Origin of the sequence: Nocardia anaemiae NBRC 100462 (genome assembly GCF_001612725.1) — a bacterium.
Classification (GTDB): Bacteria; Actinomycetota; Actinomycetes; order Mycobacteriales; family Mycobacteriaceae; genus Nocardia; species Nocardia anaemiae.
On the sequence record NZ_BDAZ01000065.1, the window covers coordinates 14,259 to 37,435 of the forward strand.

Consider the following 23,177-nt stretch of genomic DNA (forward strand, 5'->3'; position numbering starts at 1 on the left):
TGAACAGCTGCGCCCGCGAATCCAAGGACATCGCGGTCCGAAGGATGGGAACCGAGTGCCGATAGTTCGCCGAACTTACGAACGCGCAATCCGACCCGCCGAACTTACCTTGGAGTAATATAAGAGATCGACCATGCGGTAGGAGAGTGATGGCGGGCGGAACGAAGCGACTTCCTCGGGCGGTTCGTGAGCAGCAGATGCTCGACGCCGCGGTCGAGGTGTTCTCGCGTAAGGGGTTCCACGACACCTCGATGGACGCCATCGCCGCCGAGGCGAAAATCTCCAAGCCGATGCTGTACCTCTACTACGGCTCCAAGGACGAATTGTTCCGCGCCTGCATCCAGCGCGAGGGACTGCGCTTCATCGAATCGGTGGCGCCCGCGGGCAATCCGCAACTTTCCCCGCACGAACAGGTACGCACGGCACTCGAGGGTTTCCTCGGATTCGTCGACCGCAATCGCAACTCATGGCAGGTGCTCTACCGCCAGGCGATCGGCCAGCAAGCCTTCGCCTCGGAAATCGAAAACGCCCGCGAACGCGTCATCGAACTGACCGCCAAACTCCTCGAATCCAGCGCCAAGCACGCCGAACCCGGCACCAACTTCGACGTCGTCGCCGTGGCCGTCATCGGCGCGGGCGAAGCCATCGCCGACCGGGTGGCCAGCGGCCGCATCGAAGTCTCCGAGGCGGTCGACCTCTTGGACGATCTGGCCTGGCGCGGCCTCGCGGGCCGCAAGAAAGCGGAGTAGCTCAGCGGCCCGGTCACTGCCCCAGCGCCATTGTCGTAGCAGCGCCACTCTATTCGCGGCTGTGCATCGCGAATAGGCGTGACCGGGTCTGTGCAAACGTGGGCAGTGGCTGGGCTTGCGGCGGTGTTAACGGGCTGCCAGAGTGCGGGAGATCAAGAGAGTGGACCGGCATGTGGGTCGGGGAACGGGGTGGAATTGTTCGGGATGTTGCGGCCGTGTTCGCATGGGGCCGAGAAGTATGGGATCGATGCGAGCACGTGGCGTACCCATATGTGTGGGCTGTGTTTGGGGCTGCGCGATGGGCACGGGCAGTTGGCGCGGGCGGCGACGAATACCGATGCGATCGTCCTGAGCGTGCTGACCGAGGCACAGACGTCCGGCTCGGTGGGGCGGACCACGGCCGGGCCGTGCGCGTTGCGCGGGATGCGGCGGGCCGAGGTGGCGAGTGCGGATTCGCCGGGCGTACTGCTGGCCGCGACCGCGTCACTATTGCTGGGATCGGCCAAGATTCGCGATCATGTCGTCGATGGTGACGGTTCCGTACTCACCCGGCGGCCGATGACGAAGGTCTCGAGCCGCTGGGCCGACCGTGCGCGAGCACAGGCCTCCCTGATCGGCCTCGATGTGGAACCGCTTGTCGCCGCGATCAATTCGCAGGCCGAGTTGGAGGCTCTTGCCTCGACGCGCGCGAGTATGCGCAAAACATCGGAATATGCGTCTCGCACAATCTCTCTCGACGAGCTGACGGCACCGACACAGATCTGCGGGGCGGAATTCTTCGCGCACACCGCGGTGCTGGCCGACCGCCCGGACAATGTCGCCGCTTTGCGCGAGGCGGGCAGGCATTTCGGACGGATAGCGCATCTCGCCGATGCCGTCGAGGACTTCGACGCCGATCGGACCCGCGGCCGCTTCAACCCGCTCGCCGCCACCGGAACCACCATGCCCGAGGCATACGATCAACTGCGGCAATCGGATTCACACCTGCGCAAGGCGGTCGCGGAAGCGAAACTGGACCAGGTCCCCACCATCCGCTGGATGCTGCTCGACCCGCTGCACGCCCTGGTGCGCAGGGTCGGCCGCGGCCTCGGCGCAACCGCCAACGCCTGCGGTACATCTCGGCACACCGCGACGATGCAGTATCCGATGCCACCGGGAACGGGATACGAGAAACCGCCGCGTCGCCCCGGCATCGGCGGGGCGCTGGCATTGGTCCTCGGCGTCTACTGCACCGGCTACGCCTGCTGCGCCGACCACACCAACCCGTGCGACGGCAAGCGCAAGGACGCTTGGATCAAGAACTGCGACTGCGGCGACTGCTGTGACTGCGGCGATTGCAGCTGTAACTGCTGCGGCAACTGCTGCGACTGTGACGGCTGCTGCTGCGACGGTTGCGGCTGCGACTGCTGACACCGCCGTTGGCGAGCCCTGCCGTTGCGGCACCTGTTCGTCATGCCGCGCATTGATTCGCCGGGATTCCGTGCCCGTGCAGCGAATTCTTGCGCGGCATGACCCGCATCGATCGGCTTGCCGGTGGCGCGCTTGTGTCGCGGCGCGCACTGATTCGCCGGTGATTCCCTGCGCGGGAGGCAAACTCGTGCACGGCAGCCTGGAAATGTCGAAGCCGCACTCCGAACCAGGAGTGCGGCTCCGACGTCGGGTCAGCGCAGGGTGGCCGTCAGGTGCGGATACCCCTTCTTCGGATGCAGCAGCGCCAGATCCCAACCGCCGTCGACCTGGTCGGCATACACATTCACTGTGGACGGCAGCAGAATCGGCTTACCGAATTTGACCGTGTAGCTGGCCTTTTCGGGAATCCGCCCCTCGACATTCGAGAGAATGTTCGCCGCCGACCACATGCCGTGCGCGATCGCCTTCGGGAAGCCGAAGGCCTTGGCGCCCAATGCCGAGGTGTGGATCGGGTTGTGGTCACCGGAGGCGGCCGCATACCGGGTGATCGTCTTCTGATCCACCCGAACGGTCCGCATCGGCGGTGGCGGAACCTCTTCCGGCTTCGGCTCGGCCTTCGGTTCGCCCGAGAGCGAGGTGCGCTGTTGGTGCAGGAAGGTGGTGACCTGACGCCACACCAGCTCGCGGCCGACATTCACCTCGGTGATCGCATCTACCAGCAGCCCCTTCGGGTGCTCGCGCAGATTCTCGATATGCGTGCTGAAGTCCAGCGGCTCGCTCACCGAGATCTCGCGACTGCGCTCGATCAGATTCTGCGCGTGCACCGCACCCACCGCGACGAACGGAAAGTCGCGTGCCACAACGAGTTGCATCGCCAGCGGGAAGCTGAGGATGAACGGATAGGTCAGCGGTAGCGAGTCGCCGAACCGCAGTCCGGTCGCCCGGCAGTAGGCGGCCAGGTGATCCGGGTCGACGCGCAGGCCCTGCAACCGGACGACGCGATCGGGCAGCGTCGATTTGCGCGCCGAGACCAGTGGCACCGGTACCGCACCGAGCGCGGCCTTGACGAAAAGGCTGCTGTTCTTGGGAGGTTCGGTGAGCGTGATCGTCTCGGTCATCATGCTCCGATCAGGCTCTGACCGCAGACCCGAACCACATTGCCGCTCACCGCATTCGATGCCGGACTGGCGAAGTAGGCGATGGTCTCGGCGACGTCGATGGTCTGTCCGCCCTGCAGCAGCGAGCTCATCAGCCGACCGGCTTCACGGGTGGCCAGCGGGATGGCCGCTGTCATGGCGGTTTCGATGAAACCGGGCGCGACGGCGTTGATGGTGATGCCCTTCTCGGCCAGCTTGGGCGCCTCGGCGTCGACCATGCCGATGACACCGGCCTTGGACGTGCCGTAGTTGGTCTGCCCGCGGTTACCCGCGATGCCCGCGATGGAGGATACGTCGATCACCCGACCGCCCTCCTTCAGCGCGCCACGGGCCACCAGGCCCTCGGTAATGCGATGCGGGGCAGCCAGATTCACATTGATGACCGAATTCCAACGGCCCTCGTCCATATTCGCGAGCAGCTTGTCACGGGTGATACCGGCATTGTGCACGATGATATCGATGCCGCCGAAGCGCTCGGTGGCGAATTCGGCCAGCTTCTCCGCGGCATCGGGCGCGGTCACGTCGAGCGCGAGCGCGGTGCCGCCGACCTTGTTCGCGGTGGCCGACAGGGCCTCACCGGCGGCCGGGATATCGGCGACGATCACGGTCGCGCCGTCGCGGGCGAACACCTCGGCGATGGTCGCGCCGATGCCGCGCGCCGCGCCGGTGACCACGGCGACTTTGCCGTCGAGCGGCTTATCCCAGGCTGCCGGGGCCACCGCGTCGGCCGCACCGACCCGGATGACCTGACCGTCGACGAAGGCCGACTTGGCCGAAAGCAGGAAGCGCAGTGTGGATTCCAGGCCGGACGCGGTGGCGGAGGCCTGCGGGTGCAGGTAGACCAGCTGGGCGGTGGCGCCGCGCAGCAGTTCCTTGGCGACGCTGCGGGTGAAGCCCTCGAGCGCGCGCTGGGCGATCTGCTCGTCCACGCCCGCGGTGAGCTCCGGGGTGGTGCCGATGACGACGATGCGACCGGACGCCGCGACGCTGCGCATGGCGGGCTGGAAGAATTCGAACAGCTGCGAGAGATCCTCGACCGTGCCGATGCCGGTCGCGTCGAATACCAGCGCGCCGTACTTCTGACCCGCGGCGGGCGCGTCGGCGAAGGTGTAGTCCGAAAGCAGGGTACGCACCGGTTCGGCGACCCGGCCCTTGCCGCCGAGCAGCACCGGACCGGGCAGCGGCGGCTCACCGGCCTGGTAGCGGCGCAGGTTCTCCGGCTGCGGCAGGCCCAACTTACTTGCCAGGAACTGGCCGGGAGCGGAGTGTACGAACGATCCGTAGAGGTTGGGAGCACCCTTGCTCTTGCTGGCTGCCACTGTTTCTCCCTTTTCTCGTGTGTCGTGGTTTCGGCCCGCCGGTGGCTGCGTTGCCGTGATCTGCGCATGCCCCGGCGCGAATTTTCGCAGACTTGCGGGGGTACGGTGTCGACAACAAACTTACTCCAGAGTAAGTTTAAAGTAAACCAACCGCGACGGGGCGCCGATCTGCGCGGATAGTTCCGTGTCGAACGGCCCACCGGGCACCCGACGAGACCTTGGAGACTCGAGTGACAACCAAAGCCCGTTCAGCGAAGAGCACGGCAAAGAAGGGCCCACGCCCGGTTGCGATCGTGGGCGGTAACCGGATTCCGTTCGCCCGCTCCGATAAGGCCTATGCCCACGCCTCCAATCAGGACATGTTCACCGCCGCGCTGGACGGCCTGGTGAGCCGGTTCGGTCTGCAGGGGGAACGCCTCGGCATGGTCGTCGGCGGCGCGGTGCTCAAGCGGGTCGGCGAGCACGGCATGGTCCGTGAGAGCGTGCTCGGCAGCAAGCTGAGCCCCTACACCCCGGCCCACGATCTTCAATTGGCCTGCGGCACCGGGTTGCAGGCGATCGTCACCGTCGGTGACGCGATCGCCGCCGGTCGTATCGATGCCGGTGTCGGCGGTGGTACCGACACCACCAGCGATGCCCCGATCGGGGTCAGCGAATCCATGCGCGAGTGGATGCTCGACGCCAACCGCGCCAAAAGCAACAAGGACCGCCTCAAGCTGGTCGGTCAGCTGCGTCCGGCGATGCTCGGCATCGAAATCCCGCGCAATGCCGAACCGCGCACCGGCCTGTCCATGGGTGAGCACGCCGCCATCACCGCCAAGGAATTCGGCATCGCGCGCGAGGCCCAGGACGAACTGGCCTACCTGTCGCACAAGAATATGGCCGCCGCCTACGACCGCGGCTTCTTCGACGACCTGATCACCCCGTTCCTCGGCCTGACCCGCGACGACAATCTGCGTCCCGGTTCGACCATCGAGAAGCTGGCCACCCTGAAGCCGGTCTTCGGCACCAAATTGGGCGATGCCACCATGACCGCCGGTAACTCGACCCCGCTCACCGACGGCGCCTCCGCGGTGCTGCTGGCCAGCGACGAATGGGCCACCGAGCGCAACCTGCCGGTGCTCGCGCATCTGGTCGATTCCGAGGTCGCCGCGGTCGATTACATCCACGGCCCCGACGGCCTGCTGATGGCGCCGACCTACGCGGTGCCGCGTCTGCTGGCCCGAAACGGCCTGACCCTGCAGGACTTCGATTACTACGAGATCCACGAGGCCTTCGCCTCGGTGGTGCTGGCCACCCTGCAGGCGTGGGAGTCGGATCAGTACTGCAAGGAGCGCCTGGGCCTGGACGGCGCGCTCGGTTCGATCGATCGCAGCAAGCTGAACGTCAACGGGTCCTCGCTCGCCGCGGGCCACCCGTTCGCCGCAACCGGCGGCCGCATCGTCGCCTCCACCGCGAAGATGTTGGCGGAGAGGGGGTCCGGCCGCGCGCTGATCTCCATCTGTGCCGCGGGCGGTCAGGGCGTCGTCGCGATCCTGGAGCGCTAGACAGCCGACAGGAGGTGGCGTCCGGCTCGTCCGACTCCACCTCCTGTTCGGCGCCGCACTGTGCGAGTACTCTTCGGCACCAATCTATTTCGCGGTGACATCGGCGAACTCCCGGCAAGGCCCTGAGGACTCATTCGCGGGCGAGTGCCGCACGATCCTCGACCAGTCCGCGCGTGATCTCGGCGAGCCGATCCGTCGGAACCTCCACCGCGCCTTCGGAATTGATGACGATCACGGTCGGATAGATGCCGCGAGTGAGATCCGGGCCGCCGGTGGCGGTGTCGTCCTCGGCGGCGTCGAAGAGCGATTCGACGGTGATCCGCAGCGCCTGATCCTCATCGATGCCGCGGCTGTAGGTCTTCTTCAGCGAGGATTTCGCGAACAGCGAACCTGAACCGACCGCGGTGTAGCCGAAGCGCTCCTCGCTGCGCCCGCCGACGACATCGTAGGAGAAGATCCGCCCGACCTTCTCCGGGTCGGTGGCGCTCAGGTCGTAGCCGACCAGCACCGGGACCACCGCCATATCCTGCAGTGCGGCAGGCAGATTGTCGCGCACCATCTTCGACAGCTTGTTGGCCTTACCCTCGAAGGTCAGACCGACGCCCTCGATCTTTTCGTAGTGTTCGAGTTCGACCGCGAACAACCGGATCATCTCGATGGCCATGCCGACCGTGCCCGCGAAACCCGCCGCCGAGTAGGTATCGGTGATGAAGACCTTCTCCATATCCCGGCTGGCCAGTAGATTTCCCATGGTGCCGCGCCGGTCACCGGCGAGCAGCACGCCGCCGCGATAGGCGACGGCCACGATCGTGGTGCCATGCGGCGCGATATCCGATCCGCGCACCGTGGCCTTGCCGAAATCACTGCCCGGCAGGAGTTCCGGGGCGTATCGGCGCAGGTTCTCGGAGAAGGAAGACGTCGCGAACTCCATACCTCTCACGGTAACGACTCGCGCCCCGTGCGTCAGCGCACCGAACTCCCACCGGCGGTGGCGAATCCGATCGGGCCCGAATCGCGGCTAGTCCTATTTCGCGGGCAGCTCGATGTGACCGCCGAACGCCTTGCGCATGGCCGAGAGCATCTTGTCCGCGTACAGCGCCTCGCCTCGCGAGGAGAATCGCGCGAACAGTGCCGCCGCGAGCACCGGCGTGGGGACGCCGGTATCGATCGCGGCGTCGAGGGTCCAGCGGCCCTCACCGGAATCCGAGACCCGGCCGTCGAAGGATGCCAGCGTCGGATCGGCGTAGAGCTCACTCGCGGTGAGGTCCAGCAACCACGAGGCGACCACCGAACCACGGCGCCACACCTCGGTCACCTCCGGCACGTCGATGTCGTATCGGTACCACTCCGGATGTTCGAGCGGGGTCTCCTCGGCGGAGGCCACGGCATCGTGCGTCGCGCCGATATTGGCCTTGTGCAGGATATTCAGACCCTCGGCGTAGGCGGCCATCGCGCCGTATTCGATGCCGTTGTGCACCATCTTCACGAAGTGGCCCGCACCCGCAGGTCCGCAGTGCAGATAGCCCTGCTCGGCGGGTGAGGGCTCGCCCGTGCGGCCCGGCGTCCGCTCGGCCGCCTCGACTCCGGGTGCGATGGACTTCAGCAGCGGATCCAGATGCGCCACCGGCTCGGGCTCGCCGCCGATCATCAGACAGAAGCCGCGGTCCAGACCGAACACACCGCCCGAGGTGCCGATGTCGACGTAGTGGATACCCTTGGGTCGCAATGCCGCGGCGCGCGCGATGTCGTCGTGATAGCGGCTGTTGCCGCCGTCGATGATGATGTCGCCGGGTTCGAGCAGCTCGGCCACCTGGTCGATCACTTGACCGGTGACCGCGGCCGGGATCATCACCCACACCACGCGCGGGGTGTCCAGCCTGGATACGAAGTCCTTCAGATCGGTGCCGCCCTGGAAACCATCGCTGCCCAGTTCCGCGACGAGCGTGTCGACGGTCTTGGGTCTGCGTTCGTAGCCGACGGCGGTATGTCCGTCCTTGACAATCCGGCGCACGATATTGCCGCCCATCCGGCCCAGGCCGATCATTCCCAGCTGCATTCCATCCATCTCCTCGTCGCGTGTGGAGCCCTGGTGGCAGGGATTCAGCTCCGATTGTCCCGCGCGTGTGTAACGCGCGGTGCGCCGAACCGATAAACGGGTTGGCTCCGCGTAGTTGCCAGACCCCCGACCCGGCAACTACGCGGGGCCCTTCCATGTGCGGTGCGGTCCATTGCACGGGATTTGCTGGTGGACCGTGCTGTGCTGACGATGTCGGTGGTGACGATTATCGTTGGCGGGGCTCGCACCGTGCGAGCTCCTTGAAATCGAGCGGGGAGGACGGTTCGTGACGAGCGAATCGAGTACCGGACGGCACGACCGAAACGAAGGCGGCCAAGTCGGACTACGACAGCTCCTCGACTCGGCTCGTTCCGCCACACCGCAGCAGCCACCACCGCCGCGTACCGTCGCGCAACAGGCTCCTGCCGCGGATCAGCGGCCGCCGCAACCACCCAGGCCTCGGTCGGCGCAGCCCTACCAGGCGGCGCGGCATGAGTCGGGTGTACAGCCGCCGTCCGGACATCAGTCATCGGAGTGGGCCGGGGATGCCATGCCGACCGAGCCGCTGCGGACATCCCGGCGGCCCAAGGCAACCGGCGCACCGCGGCGTCGCGCACCCGAACAGCCGTCCAGACCGAGCGGGCTCAGATCGCCCATCGCCAAACGCATCGGCATCGGCGTCGGCGCACTGATCGCGGTGTGCGGACTGGCTTACCTCGCCGATCTTGTACTTTCCTCGGGCCATGTACCGCGCGGTGTCGTGGTGGCCGGAATCGATATCGGCGGCAAAGATACCTCGGACGCGGCCGCCCAGCTGCGCGCAGCGGTGGATCCGCGCGTCGACCAGGAACTGCCACTGCAGATCGGCGACGTGCAGACCAGGCTCACGCCCAAAACCGCTGGCCTTGCCGCGGATTGGGATACCACCTTGGCCCGCATCGGCGGCCAGCCGCTCAACCCGATCACCAGACTGACCTCGCTGTTCGTCACGCATACGGTGCCGATCGCCAGCACCGTCGACGACAACGCACTGGATGCCCAGCTCACCGCCCTGCGCGTGCACGACCGCGCCACGGTCGAGGGCACCATCGCCTTCGACGGCGCCCGCCCGGTCGCGGTGCCACCGGTACCCGGGCGCATCCTCGATGTGCCTGCCGCGCGTGCCGCGCTCATCGACAACTGGTATCTCGGTGCGCTGCTCGATCTTCCGGAGACGGCCGCGCCCATCGCCGTGCGCGCGGAGGCGGTCGAACAGGCCTTGCACAGCATCGCCGAACCGGCGGTGAGTGCGCCGATCGTGTTCGCGGGCAAGAACGATGCCGTGGGCAAGCTGGAACCGGAGCAGATCGCGTCCATACTGTCCTTCGCCCCCGACGGTCAGGGCGGTCTCGCCGCGACCTTCAAACAGGATGTCGCACTCGGGGTGCTCGGTCCGCAACTCGCGCCGTCCGAGGTCGAGGCCAAGGATGCGACCTTCGCCGTGACCGGATCGACCGCGACGGTGGTTCCGGCCGTGATCGGCGACAAGATCAATTGGGCGAAGACCTTCGAGCAGCTGCCCAATCTCGTCGTCGCACCGCAGGAGCGCACCGCGCAGGCCGTCTACGAGAAGGTGGATCCCAAGCTCACCACCGAGGCCGCCAATGCGCTCGGCGTCACCGAGGTCATGGGTCAGTTCACCACCAGCGGCTTCAGCGGGCCCTCCGGTGTAAATATCCGCGTGGTGGCCAAGAAGGTGAACGGCGCCATCGTCAAGCCGGGAGAAACCTTCTCGCTCAACGACTTCACCGGCCCGCGCGGCACCGCTGAGGGCTACGTCGAATCCGGCATCATCGATCACGGTCGCCCGAGCACCGCGGTCGGCGGCGGCATCAGCCAGTTCGCGACCACCCTCTACAACGCCGCCTATTTCGCGGGTATGGAGGATGCCGGTCACACCGAGCACAGCTACTACATTTCCCGCTATCCGGCGGCGCGCGAGGCCACCGTCTTCGACGGCGCCATCGACCTCAAGTTCCGCAACAACAGCCAATCCGGTGTCTACATCGAAACATCGACCACCGACTCCGAGGTCACCGTTCGCCTCTGGGGCACCAAGACCGTCAATGTCGAATCCATCACCGGCGAGAAGACCAAGCCCACCGAACCGACCACGGTCAAACTGCCCAAGGGCAAGGATTGCATCGCCACCGAAGGGGCGCCGGGCTTCACCATCTCCGATACCCGAGTCATCACCGACCGCAAAACCGGTCGCGAGATCTCGCGCAGCACGCGGACGGTGAAGTACGACCCGGTACCAGTGGTGAAGTGCGAGTAGATAACTGCTACAGCGGGGCTCGCATCAGCAGCACGTTGTACTGGTTCCATACCGACAGCAAGAAGTACAGGTCACTGCCGGTCTGATACGGGAAGATCATCGGCGCGTAGGCACTCGGCAGCGCGGTGCCGTCGACGAGCACCTCCGACTCGCTCCACGGTCCCTCCGGCGCCGGTGCGGTGCGCAGCACCACCGAATTCGTGGAATCGGTGGTGAGCATGATGAATTTGCCGAGGTGCTCGTTCCACATGACCGACAGCTCACTGACATCTCCGACGATCGGTGTGGCGTCCTTGGCCTCGGGCTTCCACTCCTTGCCGTCCCAGTACTCGTAGCGATCGAGATCGGCGATATCGGATTCCTTTGCCCGCGAGACGAATCCGGGATTCAGCCGACCGGCGGGTGTGCCGTAGCGGTAGATGTAACCGGCGTCCTTCAGGAACGCGTTCTGCTGAAAGTTCTGGTGCCCGTCCACATTCGCGCGTCGGGTGGTGGTCAGCGGGGTCCAGGTCCCACCGCCGTCACCGGAGGCGGCCAGGGTGGAGAAGTTGGTCGCCCACTTGCCGTGCTGACCCCATTCGCGCACCGACATCAGGCTCATGTACTGCACCCCATCGACCGAAATCCCCGCTGTCGGAATGAGACTGATCTCGATGCCCGGAATCTTCGGGCTGGGCAGCGGATTGGTCACGGCGTCGTCGAAGGAGATCCCGTGCGACGGATCCTTGGTCGAGCTGTGGAAAACCACCTGACTGCTCCAGGCGAAGACGCTGCCGACGAGCAGGTTGGGGAAGCCGAGGCCCGCGCTGTCGCCGAAGGCGGTGATCATCCGGCCGTTGCCGTCGTCCCACATGACGCCGAGGTCGGTGCCGAGCACATTGACGTTCTGGGTGCGATTGGGGCTGTCCATGCCGGTCATCTGGAAGACCGCCTGGGTCGGTCCTGGTAGATGCGGCAGGCCGCGTGGCTGTCCGTTGACGCCGGGAATGGGATTGATGCCGGGAATGGGAAGCACGAAATTCGAATCGGCGGCGGCCGGTCCGGCCAGCGCGACCGAGAGTGCGGCGGCGAATGCCCCGGCTCTGGTGAGTGCGGACAGCGATCGGTTCATCCGGACGATCCCTTCTTGCGCGCGCGGTCTAGCCCGGTCATTGTGCACCGTTTCGTGACCTGTGTCCGGCTGCTACGCGCTGGAGCCCGACATGTGACCGTCGCTACACTGAAGATCACCAGGAGACGGAGGCTTCGACAGGGGCTGGCCTGTCACCGCTGCTTAATGGTCGCTCGAAATGGCAAAGCTGTTCGGTACATCCAGCAGGATTTCGTGAACGCTAGGCGGTGGCTCCATGGGTGATAGTCGCGCGATACTTCGCAGTTGGTGGCGCGATCCGGCGCACTATCGCTGGTTCGTGCGGACTCTCGAATCCCATTCCGGGCTGCGCCTGATCAAGGCGATCATCGGTGCGGGCGGTGCGATCATGCTCGTGATCAACATCCTGATCTGGATGTCGCCCGCCGGTCCGGCCGGGACGGTGAACCGCACCATCTTCGCCGCGGCCGGTGCGACGGCGGTGGTGTGGACGGTTCGTTGGTGGCTGTTCCCGTGGCCCCGCGCGATCACCTCGCTGGCCATGTTGACCTGGGCGGATCTCGCGATCACGGCGTCGTGCCTGGTGGACAGCGATCGGGTGTACGGCGCCTTGAGCGCGATGCTGCTGGTGGTCACCGGCGCCTACATCACCTTCTTCCACAGTCCGAAGGCCCTTGCCGCGCATGCCGGATGGTCGCTGCTCACGGTGGGTGCGCTGGCCGTGCTGCTGGTGACCGATGCGCAGAGCAATGATCTCGCGCTGGCCGGTGCGATGGTCTTGATCATGGTCGCGGCCATCGTCGTTGTGCTGCCCGCGTTGCAATTCTGCTACTGGGTGCTGCGACTCGATGTGCTCTCGGATCCGCTGACCATGCTGCTGAATCGCCGCGGACTCGACTACTACGCGCACCGTTCTCGATACCAGCGCCAACTGTGTGTGATCACCCTCGACCTCGACCACTTCAAGGCGGTCAACGACACCTTCGGCCACACCATCGGCGACGAGGTGCTGGCCTCGACGGCCGAGCGGTTGCGTGCCGCGGTCGATGCCGATGCCGTCGTCGCCCGCACCGGTGGGGAGGAATTCGCGGTCGTCGATCAGTTGGATCGAGCGGACGCGCTGAGTCTGGGCGAGCGATTGCGGCGTGCCGTGGCTGAGACGCCCGGCATACCCGTCACCGTCACTGTCAGTGTGGGAGTCGCGGTGTGCGACTGCGGCACGGACGCCGGACGGCCGCAGTTGCTGCTGCGGTGTGCCGACGACGCGATGTATCGAGCGAAACGGCTGGGCGGCAATACGGTTGTGCTTGCCGAAGATTCGGAACACGCGACGATCCCGCTCGCCGAGCCCGTCCGAGAGATGGTGCACCGCACCGAATAACAACAGCGGCCCCGGAGATTCCGGGGCCGCTGTCTGCGAAATCTATTGGATCAGAACGCCGCTTCGTCCAGCTCCATGATGTCGTTGTCCACGTTGGACAGGATGGCGCGGGTCGCGGTCAGCTCCGGCAGCACATTGCGTGCGAAGAACTGCGCGACGCCGACCTTGCCCTGGTAGAACGACTCGTCGGCACCGGTCGCGCCATTGTCGAGTGCCTTGATGGCGACGTCGGCCTGACGCAGCAGCTGCCAACCGATGAGCAGGTCACCCACGGCGAGCAGGAAGCGCACCGAACCCAGACCGACCTTGTACAGCTCGCTCGGCTGCTCCTGGGCGCCCATCAGGTACCCGGTCAGCGTGGCGGCCATGGCCTGCACATCCTCGAGCGCGGTGGCGAGCAGCTTGCGCTCGGCCTTCAGTCGGCCGTTGCCCGCCTCGGACTCGATGAACTTCTGCACCTGTCCGGCCACATGGGCCAGCGCGACGCCGCGGTCACGGGCGATCTTGCGGAAGAAGAAGTCCTGCGCCTGGATCGCGGTGGTGCCCTCGTAGAGCGAGTCGATCTTCGCGTCGCGGATGTACTGCTCGATCGGGTAGTCCTGCAGGAAGCCGGAGCCACCGAAGGTCTGCAGCGATTCGGTCAGGTACTGGTAGGCCCGCTCGGAACCGACACCCTTGACGATCGGCAGCAGCAGATCATTGACGCGGAAGGCCACATCCTTATCGGCGCCGGAGACCAGCTCGGCGATGTCCGCATCCTGGTGCGCGGCGGTGTAGAGGTAGATGGCGCGCAGACCCTCGGCGTAGGCCTTCTGCATGGCCAGGCTGCGGCGCACGTCCGGGTGGTGGGTGATGGTGACGCGCGGGGCGGCCTTATCGGTCATCTGGGTCAGGTCCGCACCCTGGACGCGCTGCTTGGCGTAGTCCAGTGCGTTGAGGTAACCGGTCGACAGGGTCGCGATGGCCTTGGTGCCGACCATCATGCGCGCGTTCTCGATGACGTCGAACATCTGCGCGATGCCGTTGTGCACCTCGCCGACCAGCCAGCCCTTAGCGGGCACGCCGTGGCCGCCGAAGGTGACCTCACAGGTGGCCGAGACCTTGATGCCCATTTTGTGCTCGACATTGGTGACGAAGACACCGTTGCGGTCGCCCAGGGTCTGGGTCTCGAAGTCGAAGTGCCACTTCGGCACGTAGAACAGCGACAGGCCCTTGGTGCCCGGACCGGCGCCCTCGGGGCGGGCCAGCACCAAGTGCATGATGTTCTCGAACAGGTCGTCGGAGTCACCCGAGGTGATGAAGCGCTTGACGCCCTCGATGTGCCAGGAGCCGTCCTCCTGCTTGATCGCCTTGGTGCGCCCGGCGCCGACATCGGAACCGGCATCCGGCTCGGTCAGCACCATGGTGGCGCCCCAGTTGCGATCGGCGATGATCTGGGCCCACTTCTTCTGCTCATCGGTGCCGTTGTTGTAGAACACCTGCGCGAAACCCGCACCGGCGGCGTACATCTGAGCAGGCGGGTTGGCGCCGAGGATCATCTCGCCCAGCGCCCAGGAGACGGCGCTCGGGGCGCCGAGGCCACCCAGTTCCTCACGGACGGCGACCTTGGCCCACCCCGCGTCTTCCAGCGCGCGGTAGGACTTCTTGAAGGATTCGGGGAGAGTGACCGTGTGGGTCTCGGGATCGAAGGTCGGCGGGTTGCGGTCACCGTCGACGAACGAATCGGCCAGCGGACCCTCGGCAAGACGACGCACCTCGTTGAGCATCTCCTTGACGGTCTCGGTGTCGAGATCGCCGTAGGCGTCGCTGTCGAGGATGGTGCCGAGGCCGAGTACCTCGAAGAGGTTGAACTCCAGGTCGCGGACGTTGCTCTTGTAGTGGCCCATTTCTGTTACTCACTCTCCGTTGAGTTGGTGCGGTCGGTTGGTTGCCGTTCCCGCCCGTTGTCCGTCCACCGGGTAGCCTTGCCGGTATTCCGCATGCTACTCGCGGGTAACTTATCCGCCATATTACCGGTCGGTAATGGGGGCGCAAAGGCTCGAGCGGGCAAATGTGATGTGAAAAACACTCGAATGCGTTGCCGTTCGTCTACGGCTCGCGTAGGAGACGACCGAGCGCGTTTGCCAACGCAGGTCTGGCGGCCGACTGGCTGGGCATCTCCGAATAGCTGGCGACTACCGTGAAGCTGTGCGAATCGAGACGAGCGCGGGCCCCGCGGAGATCGAGCTCGACAAGCCGCGCAAGGCGGCGTTCCTACTGCTGCTCACGCATGGATCCGGCGGTGGTGTCGACGCGAAAGACCTTCTCGCCGTTCGCGATTGCGCCTACCAGCTGGGCGGCGCGGTAGCGCGGGTGATGCAGCCGTATCGGGTCGCGGGACGACGCGCGCCCGGGTCCGCGGTCAAGCAGGACGAGGCCTGGCTCGAGATCGTCGCCGACCTGCGCAAGCGGGTGAAGAAGGGTCCGCTGATCCAAGGTGGCCGCAGCAATGGCGCCCGGGTGGCCTGCCGCACCGCCATTGCCGCCGATGCGCGTGGCGTGCTCGCGTTGTCATTCCCGCTGCATCCGCCAGGTAAACCGGAGCAGACGCGTCGCGAGGAACTGCTGGCCGCGGGCGATATCGAAGTCGTCGTGATCAACGGTGCGAACGACCCATTCGGGATCCCCGACCCCGCCGATGCCACCGAAGTGCGCGTTATCCCTGGTCAGCCGCACTCCTTCCGATCGGGATTCGACATCATCACCGAGACGGTCACGCCCTGGTTGCAGCGCTGGTCACAGTAGCGGCGCTCATGTACAGCCCGGGATCTGCACGCCGAGGCTGCCTGTGACAGGTGGCGCGATATGCCACGCCTGCGCTTTGCGCGCCCCGTGTGAAATCTGATGTTTGCGTAGTGAGTTGAGGCCTGTGTGCTCTGAGGCGGATTCGGCGACGACAACGGTCGACCGCCCGCTGAACTCGGTATCGAACCGCCGCGCGTGCCCTCGACGATGCCGCCGATGAGTTCGACGGGTGTGTCCGAGGCGGCGGCGATGCCGAAAGACTGGGTGGTCGGCTGAGGCCTGCGCGGCTGAGATGTGCGTTGAGGCCCTGCGCGTGCTTTGAGGCAGATTCGGCGAAGGGAACGGTCAGACCTGCCGCGGACCTGCAGAATCGGACGGCCGAGTGTGCCACCGGTGCCACCGATGAGTCCGGCGGGTGCGTCGGAGGCGATGGCGATGCCGAGGGACTGCGTGGTCGGCTGAGGTCTGCGGGGGCTCAGATGTACCTGGTGCGTTGAACCGTGCGTGGTGGGCGAGAATGCGGCAGCGTCGGTCAGCTCGGGGATGCGGGTTCGACGGGTGGCGGGTCTGTCGGGGGCTTGGTGGCGATGACCAGTGCGTCGATGGCGTCGCGTTCCTCGGTAGGGCGGTAGATGCGGTCGGCGATGCGGACCCGGATGCGGTGCGGATCGGGGCCCAGGTCATCGATGATGTCGTCGGGAGTGAACAGGACCGAAGGGTCCTTCGGGCCGCCGAAGCCCTCGGTGAGATTGCTGGTGTCGTGTCCGAGGATCAACAGGGTGCCCTCGGGGGCGAGTAGATCGGCGAGGCGGCGGACCAGCGGACGGCGTTGCTCGGCGGGTAGGTGCAGGAAGACCATCAGCACGAGTTCGTAGGGGCCGGTTATGCCCGCGGCATCCAGGTCGGTGACATCGGCGCACTGCCAGCTGATCCGGCTGCGGACCGAGCGGGACAGTCGGCTCGCGATGGTGCGGCCCTTATCAATACCTACCTGTGAATAGTCGACGGCATGCACGTGCCAGCCGTGCGTGGCCAACCACAGCGCATTGCGTCCTTCGCCGCAGGCGAGATCGAGGGCACGCGGCAGTGCGGGCGGCTCGCCGTCGGGACTGTCCGGCATCACCGGCGCGTTCCGCTCCAACCCGTAGACATGCTCCACCACGGTGCTGTTCGGCGGCGCACCCCAAACCAGTTCACTCTGCGTATACCGCGTATCCCAATCGGCCGCGTCCATATGCGCGAGTGTATTGCCCGCACGCCGCCCGATGCTCCTGTGCCATGCGATGCCCGCCCAGCCGCGATCGCCCCACGACCCGCCCTGCGCTGCGTGCTAGGCGTGCGCCGTGCGGCCGCGTGGTGGGCGTGCACCCGTGACGGCCGCGCATTGCGCACCCGCCACGATCGCGAATCCCTCCGCCGTGTGCGTCGGGGATATCGTTGCTGGTCGGCCAGAGCTCTAGGCGCTCGCTTGCGGTAGCCAGTGCACCGGTGAGGTCTCGCGGATGTGGACGAGTACGTCGAAAGCGTCTGCGAGGGATCGCACTGTGGTGTGGGCGGTGGCGTCCTCGGCCGGATCGTAGATGCCGCTGATCGTGCGCAGCTTGGCCGGACCGTGCAGCCACTGCCGCACCGATTCCGGTGCGGCGCTGTGCAAGTCGATGTAGAAGGCGGGCAGATCCACTGTGCCGAGCGCTGCGTCGACCAGCTCCGGCTGCGGTTCCGGTGCCACTGCCATACCGAGGTCCCCGTGATGGAAACCGATGGCCACCGAGACGTACCCGGCATCGAAATGTTCGCGCAAATAGCTACCGGTGCCACGGAATTCGGAGGTCTCCGCCGGACCGGCGCCGAGGGTGAGGGCCGCGGTGTGGGCGATGCCGTCCCAATACGCGATTTTCACGCCGGTATCTCGCTGCCATTCGATGACGCGATCCGCGGCGGGCCGCTCATCGCGCGCGAAACCACCCTGTCCGGCGACGCTTTTCTCGTGGAATTCGACGATGAGCCGCAGATGTGTCAGTGCGTTTTCGAATTCTGTTGTGGTCGGAAGCTTTTCGAATAAATTCAAGGCATCGCGTGCGTCGTCGACAAAGGCGCGCCCGGGGTGAATTCCCTGATGGCGCTGCACATGTTCATCGATCTGATGCGCGGTGCGTATCGGGTCGAGGTGGGATTCGATGGCGGCCAACCGATCCGGTGCATGCCTTCGAACATAATCGAGCACCACATCGTAATCCGACGGTTCGGCGCGCGGCGGCTCGACGCCGAAAATCCGCACGGGATCTTCCGGGTGCTCCTTATTGAATTCACGAATCCACCCCAGTGCCGCCGCCATTTCGGCGGTCCGGGTCGGCCGCCACGCATCCGCGAGCACGGATTCGGGATCACCGGTGCCGGTTCGCACATAGGCATCGAGCCGCTCACCGGAACGCGCACTGTCCTGTACCGCGAGCGCGCGAAAACCGTATTTCGCCACGAGCACCCGGAATACCCGCTCACGCAGTCCGAATGTCTGTCGGGAAAACCGGGTCGACTCGCCGAGCCCGACCACGGTCGCCGATCCCAGCCGCTCGTTCAATTCCGCGATATCTGATCCGACGCTATTCGAACCCGTATCGAAAATCGGCCGTGCCTGTGTGCGCAGCCATTCGCGCAAATCCGAAGTGCCGGTATCCGATTCGCTGGATGCGAGGGTGGTGCCCATGGTCTCTCCCGAAGCTCGACGACTCGACTCGCCCCAGCCTCATACCTGAAGTGCCATTGAGGTCAAGTCGGTGGAACATTTCGCACATGGCCGCGGGCAGGCCGCGGCCATGCGCCGTGGGAAGGACTAGAGCGTGGCGCGCATCAGAATCACGTTGTACTGGGTGTGCACCGTGGTGACGAAGTACAGATCGCGCCCGGTCTGGTACGGGAAGATCGACGGAGCGTATGCGGCCGGGAGCTCGCGGGTGTCGATCAGCACCTCGGGATCGCTCCACGGACCCGCCGGTGAGCTGGCGCGTCGCATGACCACCGAGTTGAACGGGTCGGTGGTGAGTGAGATGAACTGGCCGAGGTACGCGTTGTACTGCACCGACATCTCGCCGACGCCCCCCATGATCGGCGCCGCGGCATCGACATCGCCCTTCTTGCTCCAATGCTCGCCGTCCCAGTACTCGTACTCGCCCAAGTTCGCGATATCGCCTTCCCGGACCCGCGCGATGTATGCCGCCCGGTTGCGCCCGGCCTGGGTGCCGTATTCGTAGACGTAGCCACCGTCCTTGACGAATGCGTTCATCTGGAAGTTGGCATTGCCGCCCTCATTCGGCCGCCGGGTCTCGGGTAGCTCGGCCCAGGTCTCACCGTTATCGCCGGAGACGGCGAGTCCGGAGAAATTCGTGGTCCACCGGCCGATATCGTCCCAGCTCTGCACCGACATCAGGCTCATGTACTGCACGCCGCCGACCGAAATACCAGCGGTGGGGATCCGACTGATCTCGATGAATGGAATCTTCGGGCTGGGAATCAGATCGCGCGCCTGGCCGAAGATATCGCGCACGACGCTGTCGAAGTAGATGCCGTTGGACGGATCGTGGGTGTGGCTGCGCACGAGAATATTGCTGCGCCACGCCCAGGTGCTGCCCGCGAGCAGATTCGGCAGGCCGAGTCCGGCGGTATCGCCGAATGCGGTCAGCATCTCGCCGTTTCCGTTATCCCACATGATCCCCAGATCGGTGCCGAGCACGTTATAGGACTGGGTGTTATTCGGGCTGGCCATGCCGGTCACCTGGAATACCGCCCTGGTTCGGCCGACCAGATTGGGAAGTCCATTGGTGCCGTTCAATACCGGGATCGGATTGATCGCATTGGGGTTTGCCGTGGCTGGGGTAGTCGCTGCGAGGAGCAATGCCGAAGCTCCTGCCAGTGCCGAGAGCAAGGCGGACGCGGTTTTGTGCAAGTCTCAAAGCCCTCCGGTTCTGGCCGAAGTGGCACGGTACGCACGCCCCCACACCGTGTGTCGTGTCACATTTCGGCTGGCTGGCAAATCGTTCAAGATGCTAACAGCGAAACCGCGGAAATTGGTGGCTTGAGTGATTCGATTGGAAACTTGTAAGCGTAGCGCTACCTGAATTGTGATCAGCGACTACGGGATATGGCCTGCCGCAGGATCAACGGCAGCTGGGAGGCCCGTTCGATGGCGAAGGTGCGCCGAGCCGAGGCGTGCCAGGAGCGATCGAAGAGTTGTTTGGCGCCCGCGACGGCGCGCGGGGGGCGGATGGCGATGCGATCGGCGAGCCTTTCCGCCGCCGCGATCGGATCCGCGGTCACCTCGGTGACCAGGCCGATCCGCTCGGCGTATGCGGCGTCCACGATATCGGCGGTCATGGCCAGCAGCAGTGCCTTGTCGACGCCGATCAGCCGGGACAGCGTCGCCGCGCCGGTCATATCCGGGACCAGGCCGTACTTGGCCTCCATTACCGAGAACTCCGCGTCGGGGCTGGCGAAGCGGACATCGGCGGCCATTGCGATCTGCAGTCCGCCGCCGTAGCAGTGGCCGTGCACCGCCGCGATCACCGGCACCGAGAGTCGACGCCAGGCCCAGCAGGCCTCTTGAAAGGTGTTGGTGCCGCGCCATGGCAGCGGTATGAAGCCGCGGACGGCGGCGAGCGGATCGCGCTTGGCCCCGGCGATGTCGAGGCCGCTGCTGAAACTCGGGCCGTTGCCGGACAGGATGACCGCGCGGACCTCCTTGTGGCCTGCGACGGCATGCGCGGTCGTGACGAGATCGCGCAGCATCTCGATGGTCAGGCCGTTGTGCTTATCCGGCCGGTTCAGCCTGACGTAGGCGCGGTCGTCGACGAACTCCAGCTCGATATTCGAAGCCATTCCCGGATCTTACCCGCGGGTCAGTTCGAGGGCTATTGCCTGCACGCATGCGGTTTGCTCTAATCGAACGCAAGTTACCGTCAACATTGACGGTAAAGAGTGGAGGAACCGTGCTGCCACCCGGATTGGACCCGCGCACACCGGTGCTCGTCGGCGTCGGACAGATCGTGCACCGCACCGGCGAGCCCGGCTTGCCCGGACCGGTCGAACTCGCCGCCGAATCGCTGCGCCGCGCGGGCGCCGACAGCGGCACCGGGGACCGGCTATTGCGCTCGGCCGATCTGATCGCGGCCGCGGCCCCGGTGACGAGGCCGTATCCGGATCTCGGCGGGTTGGTCGCGGCGGAATTGGGCGCCGCGCCGAAGCACACACTGCAATCCGCGCGATTCGGCGGTGACGCGCCGCAGCGCCTGGTCAATACCGTCGCCCAGGCCATTGCCGACGGACGCTGCGAGGTCGCCCTGATCACCGGTGCCGAATCGGTCGCATCCTGGAATGCGGCCACCCGCACCGGCGCCGCACTCGATTGGCCAGAGCAGGGCGAGGATGTGCGACCGACCGAGCTCATCGGCACCGAGCGCGGCCCCAATTCAGAGATGGAGACGGCGGCGGGGCTGTGGGGGCCGATCTACTTCTATGCGCTGATGGAGACCGCGCTGCGCGGACGGCTCGGCCTGAGCGAGGCCGCGCATCGCGAGCGGATCGGGGGACTGTGGTCGCGGCTCTCGGCGGTCGCGGCCCGGAATCCGTATGCGTGGCAGCCCGCCGAACACTCGATCCAGGATCTGATGACGCCGACGCGCACGAATCGCATGGTGTCCTCGCCTTATCCGAAGCTGCTCGTCGCGAACCTGTCCGTGGATCAGGGCGCGGGGCTGATCCTGTGCAGTGCGGCCGCGGCCGACGCGGCGGGCGTGCCGAGGGACCGCTGGGTCTTTACGCACGGCGGGGCGAGCGCCACCGATGAGTGGTTCGTCTCCGAACGCGCGGATCTGTCCAGGTCACCGGCCATCGCCGCGGCCGGGCGGGCGGCATTGTCGGGCGCGGGTATCGACATCGACGATGTCGCGCATATCGACCTGTACTCGTGCTTCCCGGTCGCGGTGCAGGTCGCGGCCGAGGCGCTCGGGCTGCCGATCGACGATCCGGCGCGTCCGCTGTCGGTCACCGGCGGACTCACCTTCGCTGGCGGCCCCGGCAATAACTACGCGACCCATTCGATCGCGACGCTGGCCGGTCGGCTGCGCGATGACCCGTCGGCCTACGGCTTGGCGAGCGCACTCGGCTGGTACATCACCAAGCACGCCATCGGTGTCTACTCCGCCCGCCCACCTGCGCGACTCTTCCATGCCGTCGAACCGGAAGTGCCTGTAGCACGGCGTGATACGGCACCCGGCTACACCGGTCCGGCAACCGTCGAGGCCTACACCGTCGCCTACCGCAAGGGGCCCGCGCCCGAACACGCCGACGAACCCGAGGCCGTGGTGATCAGCGCGTTGACTCCGGCCGGTGCCCGCATACTGGTTCGGGCGTCCGATTCGGAAACCGTCGCGGCGTTCACCGACGGCGACCCGATCGGCGCGGACGCCGATGTGATCGCCGCCGATAAGCTCATCATGCTCACCGAGAGGACCGTCTAATGAATTCAGCATCGCACAGCGACTCCGTGAGCGGTGGCGGCCGGGAGACGGGTGAGCCCGATCTTGTGCTGGTCGAAAAGCGTGGTCCGATAACGCTTTTGACCATCAATCGCCCGGAAGCCCGCAATGCCGTCAACCTGGCCACCGCGCAGGCCATCGAGGCGGCCGTCGACGAATTCGAGGCCGACGATGCCGCGCGTGTGCTCGTGCTCACCGGCGCGGGCGCGGCCTTCAGTGCCGGAATGGATCTCGTCGCGGCATCCAAGGGTGAGATGCCGATGACCCCCAACCGGGGTCCACTCGGCATTGCCGCCAAACCGCCCGTCAAGCCGATGATTTCGGCCGTCGAGGGTTTCGCGCTGGCCGGAGGGTTCGAACTCGCGCTCTCCGGCGATCTCATTGTCGCCGCGAACAATGCCCAGTTCGGTATCCCCGAGGTCAAGCGCGGTCTGGTGGCCGCGGGCGGCGGCGTACTGCGACTGACCCAGCGGCTGCCGCGCCCCATTGCCGCGGAGCTGGCACTCACCGGTGGCCGCATCGATGCCGAACGGCTCTACCAGCTCGGGCTGGTCAACCGGCTCACCGAACCCGGCGCGGCACTCGACGGCGCATTGGCGCTGGCGGCCGAAATCGTCGCGGCCGCACCGCTTTCGGTGGCGGCGAGTAAGCGGATCATCGATGAATCCCCGGATTGGTCGGTCGCAGAGGGATTCGCCAAACAGGGCGAAATCGCGCTGCCCGCGCTGTTCTCCAAGGATGCCGCCGAGGGTGCGCTCGCCTTCGCGCAGAAGCGCGAACCCCAGTGGCAGGGACGCTGATCCGATGTCCGAACGCGTCCGGGAGACGCAGGCGCAGCGG

Annotated in this window: 18 protein-coding genes; 8 read left to right on the top strand and 10 right to left on the bottom strand. The window is 66.0% G+C overall.

The window, feature by feature from the left end; genetic code table 11:
• Positions 1–149 precede the first annotated feature (149 nt).
• The gene (locus NA5_RS31195; RefSeq protein ID WP_062992537.1) at positions 150–749 is read left to right on the top strand and encodes a TetR/AcrR family transcriptional regulator; all 600 of its coding nucleotides are present in this window, start codon (positions 150–152) and stop codon (positions 747–749) included.
• Between the two features lie 204 nt (positions 750–953).
• Entirely contained in the window at positions 954–2,159 is a 1,206-nt protein-coding gene (locus NA5_RS31200) for a DUF5685 family protein (protein WP_281201768.1), read from the top strand.
• A gap of 251 nt (positions 2,160–2,410) precedes the next feature.
• Here the strand turns inward: NA5_RS31200 and NA5_RS31205 are convergent, their stop codons facing one another.
• On the bottom strand, positions 2,411–3,277 hold the full coding sequence (locus NA5_RS31205) for a MaoC/PaaZ C-terminal domain-containing protein (RefSeq protein ID WP_084484561.1): 867 nt from the start codon (positions 3,275–3,277) through the stop codon (positions 2,411–2,413).
• Positions 3,277–4,635, bottom strand: a complete 1,359-nt coding sequence (locus tag NA5_RS31210; RefSeq protein WP_062992541.1) for a 3-oxoacyl-ACP reductase — start codon at positions 4,633–4,635, stop codon at positions 3,277–3,279. Before NA5_RS31210 ends, NA5_RS31205 begins: the two co-directional genes overlap by 1 nt.
• Before the next feature lie 230 nt (positions 4,636–4,865).
• Here NA5_RS31210 and NA5_RS31215 point away from each other — a divergent pair, with 230 nt between their 5' ends.
• Complete coding sequence (locus tag NA5_RS31215) at positions 4,866–6,182, top strand: acetyl-CoA C-acetyltransferase (RefSeq protein ID WP_062992543.1); 1,317 nt, start codon at positions 4,866–4,868, stop codon at positions 6,180–6,182.
• Positions 6,183–6,312: 130 nt separating this feature from the next.
• Here the strand turns inward: NA5_RS31215 and prcB are convergent, their stop codons facing one another.
• The gene (gene prcB / locus NA5_RS31220; RefSeq protein ID WP_062992546.1) at positions 6,313–7,113 is read right to left on the bottom strand and encodes a proteasome subunit beta; all 801 of its coding nucleotides are present in this window, start codon (positions 7,111–7,113) and stop codon (positions 6,313–6,315) included.
• A gap of 93 nt (positions 7,114–7,206) precedes the next feature.
• Positions 7,207–8,238, bottom strand: a complete 1,032-nt coding sequence (gene gnd / locus NA5_RS31225; RefSeq protein WP_062992615.1) for a phosphogluconate dehydrogenase (NAD(+)-dependent, decarboxylating) — start codon at positions 8,236–8,238, stop codon at positions 7,207–7,209.
• Positions 8,239–8,524: 286 nt separating this feature from the next.
• Here gnd and NA5_RS31230 point away from each other — a divergent pair, with 286 nt between their 5' ends.
• Positions 8,525–10,555 carry a VanW family protein gene (locus tag NA5_RS31230; RefSeq protein WP_062992548.1) on the top strand — a complete coding sequence of 677 codons (2,031 nt, stop codon included), beginning with the start codon at positions 8,525–8,527 and terminating at the stop codon, positions 10,553–10,555.
• A gap of 7 nt (positions 10,556–10,562) precedes the next feature.
• Here the strand turns inward: NA5_RS31230 and NA5_RS31235 are convergent, their stop codons facing one another.
• On the bottom strand, positions 10,563–11,666 hold the full coding sequence (locus tag NA5_RS31235; RefSeq protein ID WP_062992550.1) for a glycoside hydrolase family 183 protein: 1,104 nt from the start codon (positions 11,664–11,666) through the stop codon (positions 10,563–10,565).
• 235 nt (positions 11,667–11,901) lie between these two features.
• Here NA5_RS31235 and NA5_RS31240 point away from each other — a divergent pair, with 235 nt between their 5' ends.
• On the top strand, positions 11,902–13,026 hold the full coding sequence (locus tag NA5_RS31240) for a GGDEF domain-containing protein (RefSeq protein WP_062992552.1): 1,125 nt from the start codon (positions 11,902–11,904) through the stop codon (positions 13,024–13,026).
• A gap of 50 nt (positions 13,027–13,076) precedes the next feature.
• Here NA5_RS31240 and NA5_RS31245 read toward each other — a convergent pair whose 3' ends face one another.
• A complete protein-coding gene (locus NA5_RS31245; RefSeq protein WP_062992554.1) occupies positions 13,077–14,912 on the bottom strand; it encodes an acyl-CoA dehydrogenase in 1,836 nt (611 codons plus the stop codon).
• A 301-nt stretch (positions 14,913–15,213) separates the two neighbouring features.
• On the opposite strand from NA5_RS31245, the gene NA5_RS31250 reads away from it, so the two are divergent.
• On the top strand, positions 15,214–15,810 hold the full coding sequence (locus NA5_RS31250) for an alpha/beta hydrolase family protein (protein WP_062992556.1): 597 nt from the start codon (positions 15,214–15,216) through the stop codon (positions 15,808–15,810).
• A 532-nt stretch (positions 15,811–16,342) separates the two neighbouring features.
• On the opposite strand, the gene NA5_RS31255 is transcribed toward NA5_RS31250, so the two are convergent.
• The 4 genes from NA5_RS31255 to NA5_RS31270 all read right to left on the bottom strand — a co-directional run bounded on the left by NA5_RS31255 (position 16,343) and on the right by NA5_RS31270 (position 20,679).
• Complete coding sequence (locus NA5_RS31255; RefSeq protein ID WP_062992558.1) at positions 16,343–17,044, bottom strand: class I SAM-dependent methyltransferase; 702 nt, start codon at positions 17,042–17,044, stop codon at positions 16,343–16,345.
• 222 nt (positions 17,045–17,266) lie between these two features.
• Positions 17,267–18,514, bottom strand: coding sequence for an erythromycin esterase family protein (locus NA5_RS31260; RefSeq protein WP_062992560.1), 1,248 nt, complete (start codon positions 18,512–18,514; stop codon positions 17,267–17,269).
• Between the two features lie 126 nt (positions 18,515–18,640).
• Positions 18,641–19,750, bottom strand: a complete 1,110-nt coding sequence (locus NA5_RS31265; protein ID WP_062992562.1) for a glycoside hydrolase family 183 protein — start codon at positions 19,748–19,750, stop codon at positions 18,641–18,643.
• 179 nt (positions 19,751–19,929) lie between these two features.
• A complete protein-coding gene (locus NA5_RS31270; RefSeq protein ID WP_062992564.1) occupies positions 19,930–20,679 on the bottom strand; it encodes a crotonase/enoyl-CoA hydratase family protein in 750 nt (249 codons plus the stop codon).
• 110 nt (positions 20,680–20,789) lie between these two features.
• On the opposite strand from NA5_RS31270, the gene NA5_RS31275 reads away from it, so the two are divergent.
• Both NA5_RS31275 and NA5_RS31280 read left to right on the top strand, forming a co-directional pair.
• Positions 20,790–22,319 carry an acetyl-CoA acetyltransferase gene (locus NA5_RS31275; RefSeq protein ID WP_062992565.1) on the top strand — a complete coding sequence of 510 codons (1,530 nt, stop codon included), beginning with the start codon at positions 20,790–20,792 and terminating at the stop codon, positions 22,317–22,319.
• Positions 22,319–23,137, top strand: a complete 819-nt coding sequence (locus NA5_RS31280; RefSeq protein ID WP_062992568.1) for a crotonase/enoyl-CoA hydratase family protein — start codon at positions 22,319–22,321, stop codon at positions 23,135–23,137. The genes NA5_RS31275 and NA5_RS31280 overlap by 1 nt, the downstream gene beginning before the upstream one ends.
• The last annotated feature ends 40 nt before the right edge of the window (positions 23,138–23,177 follow it).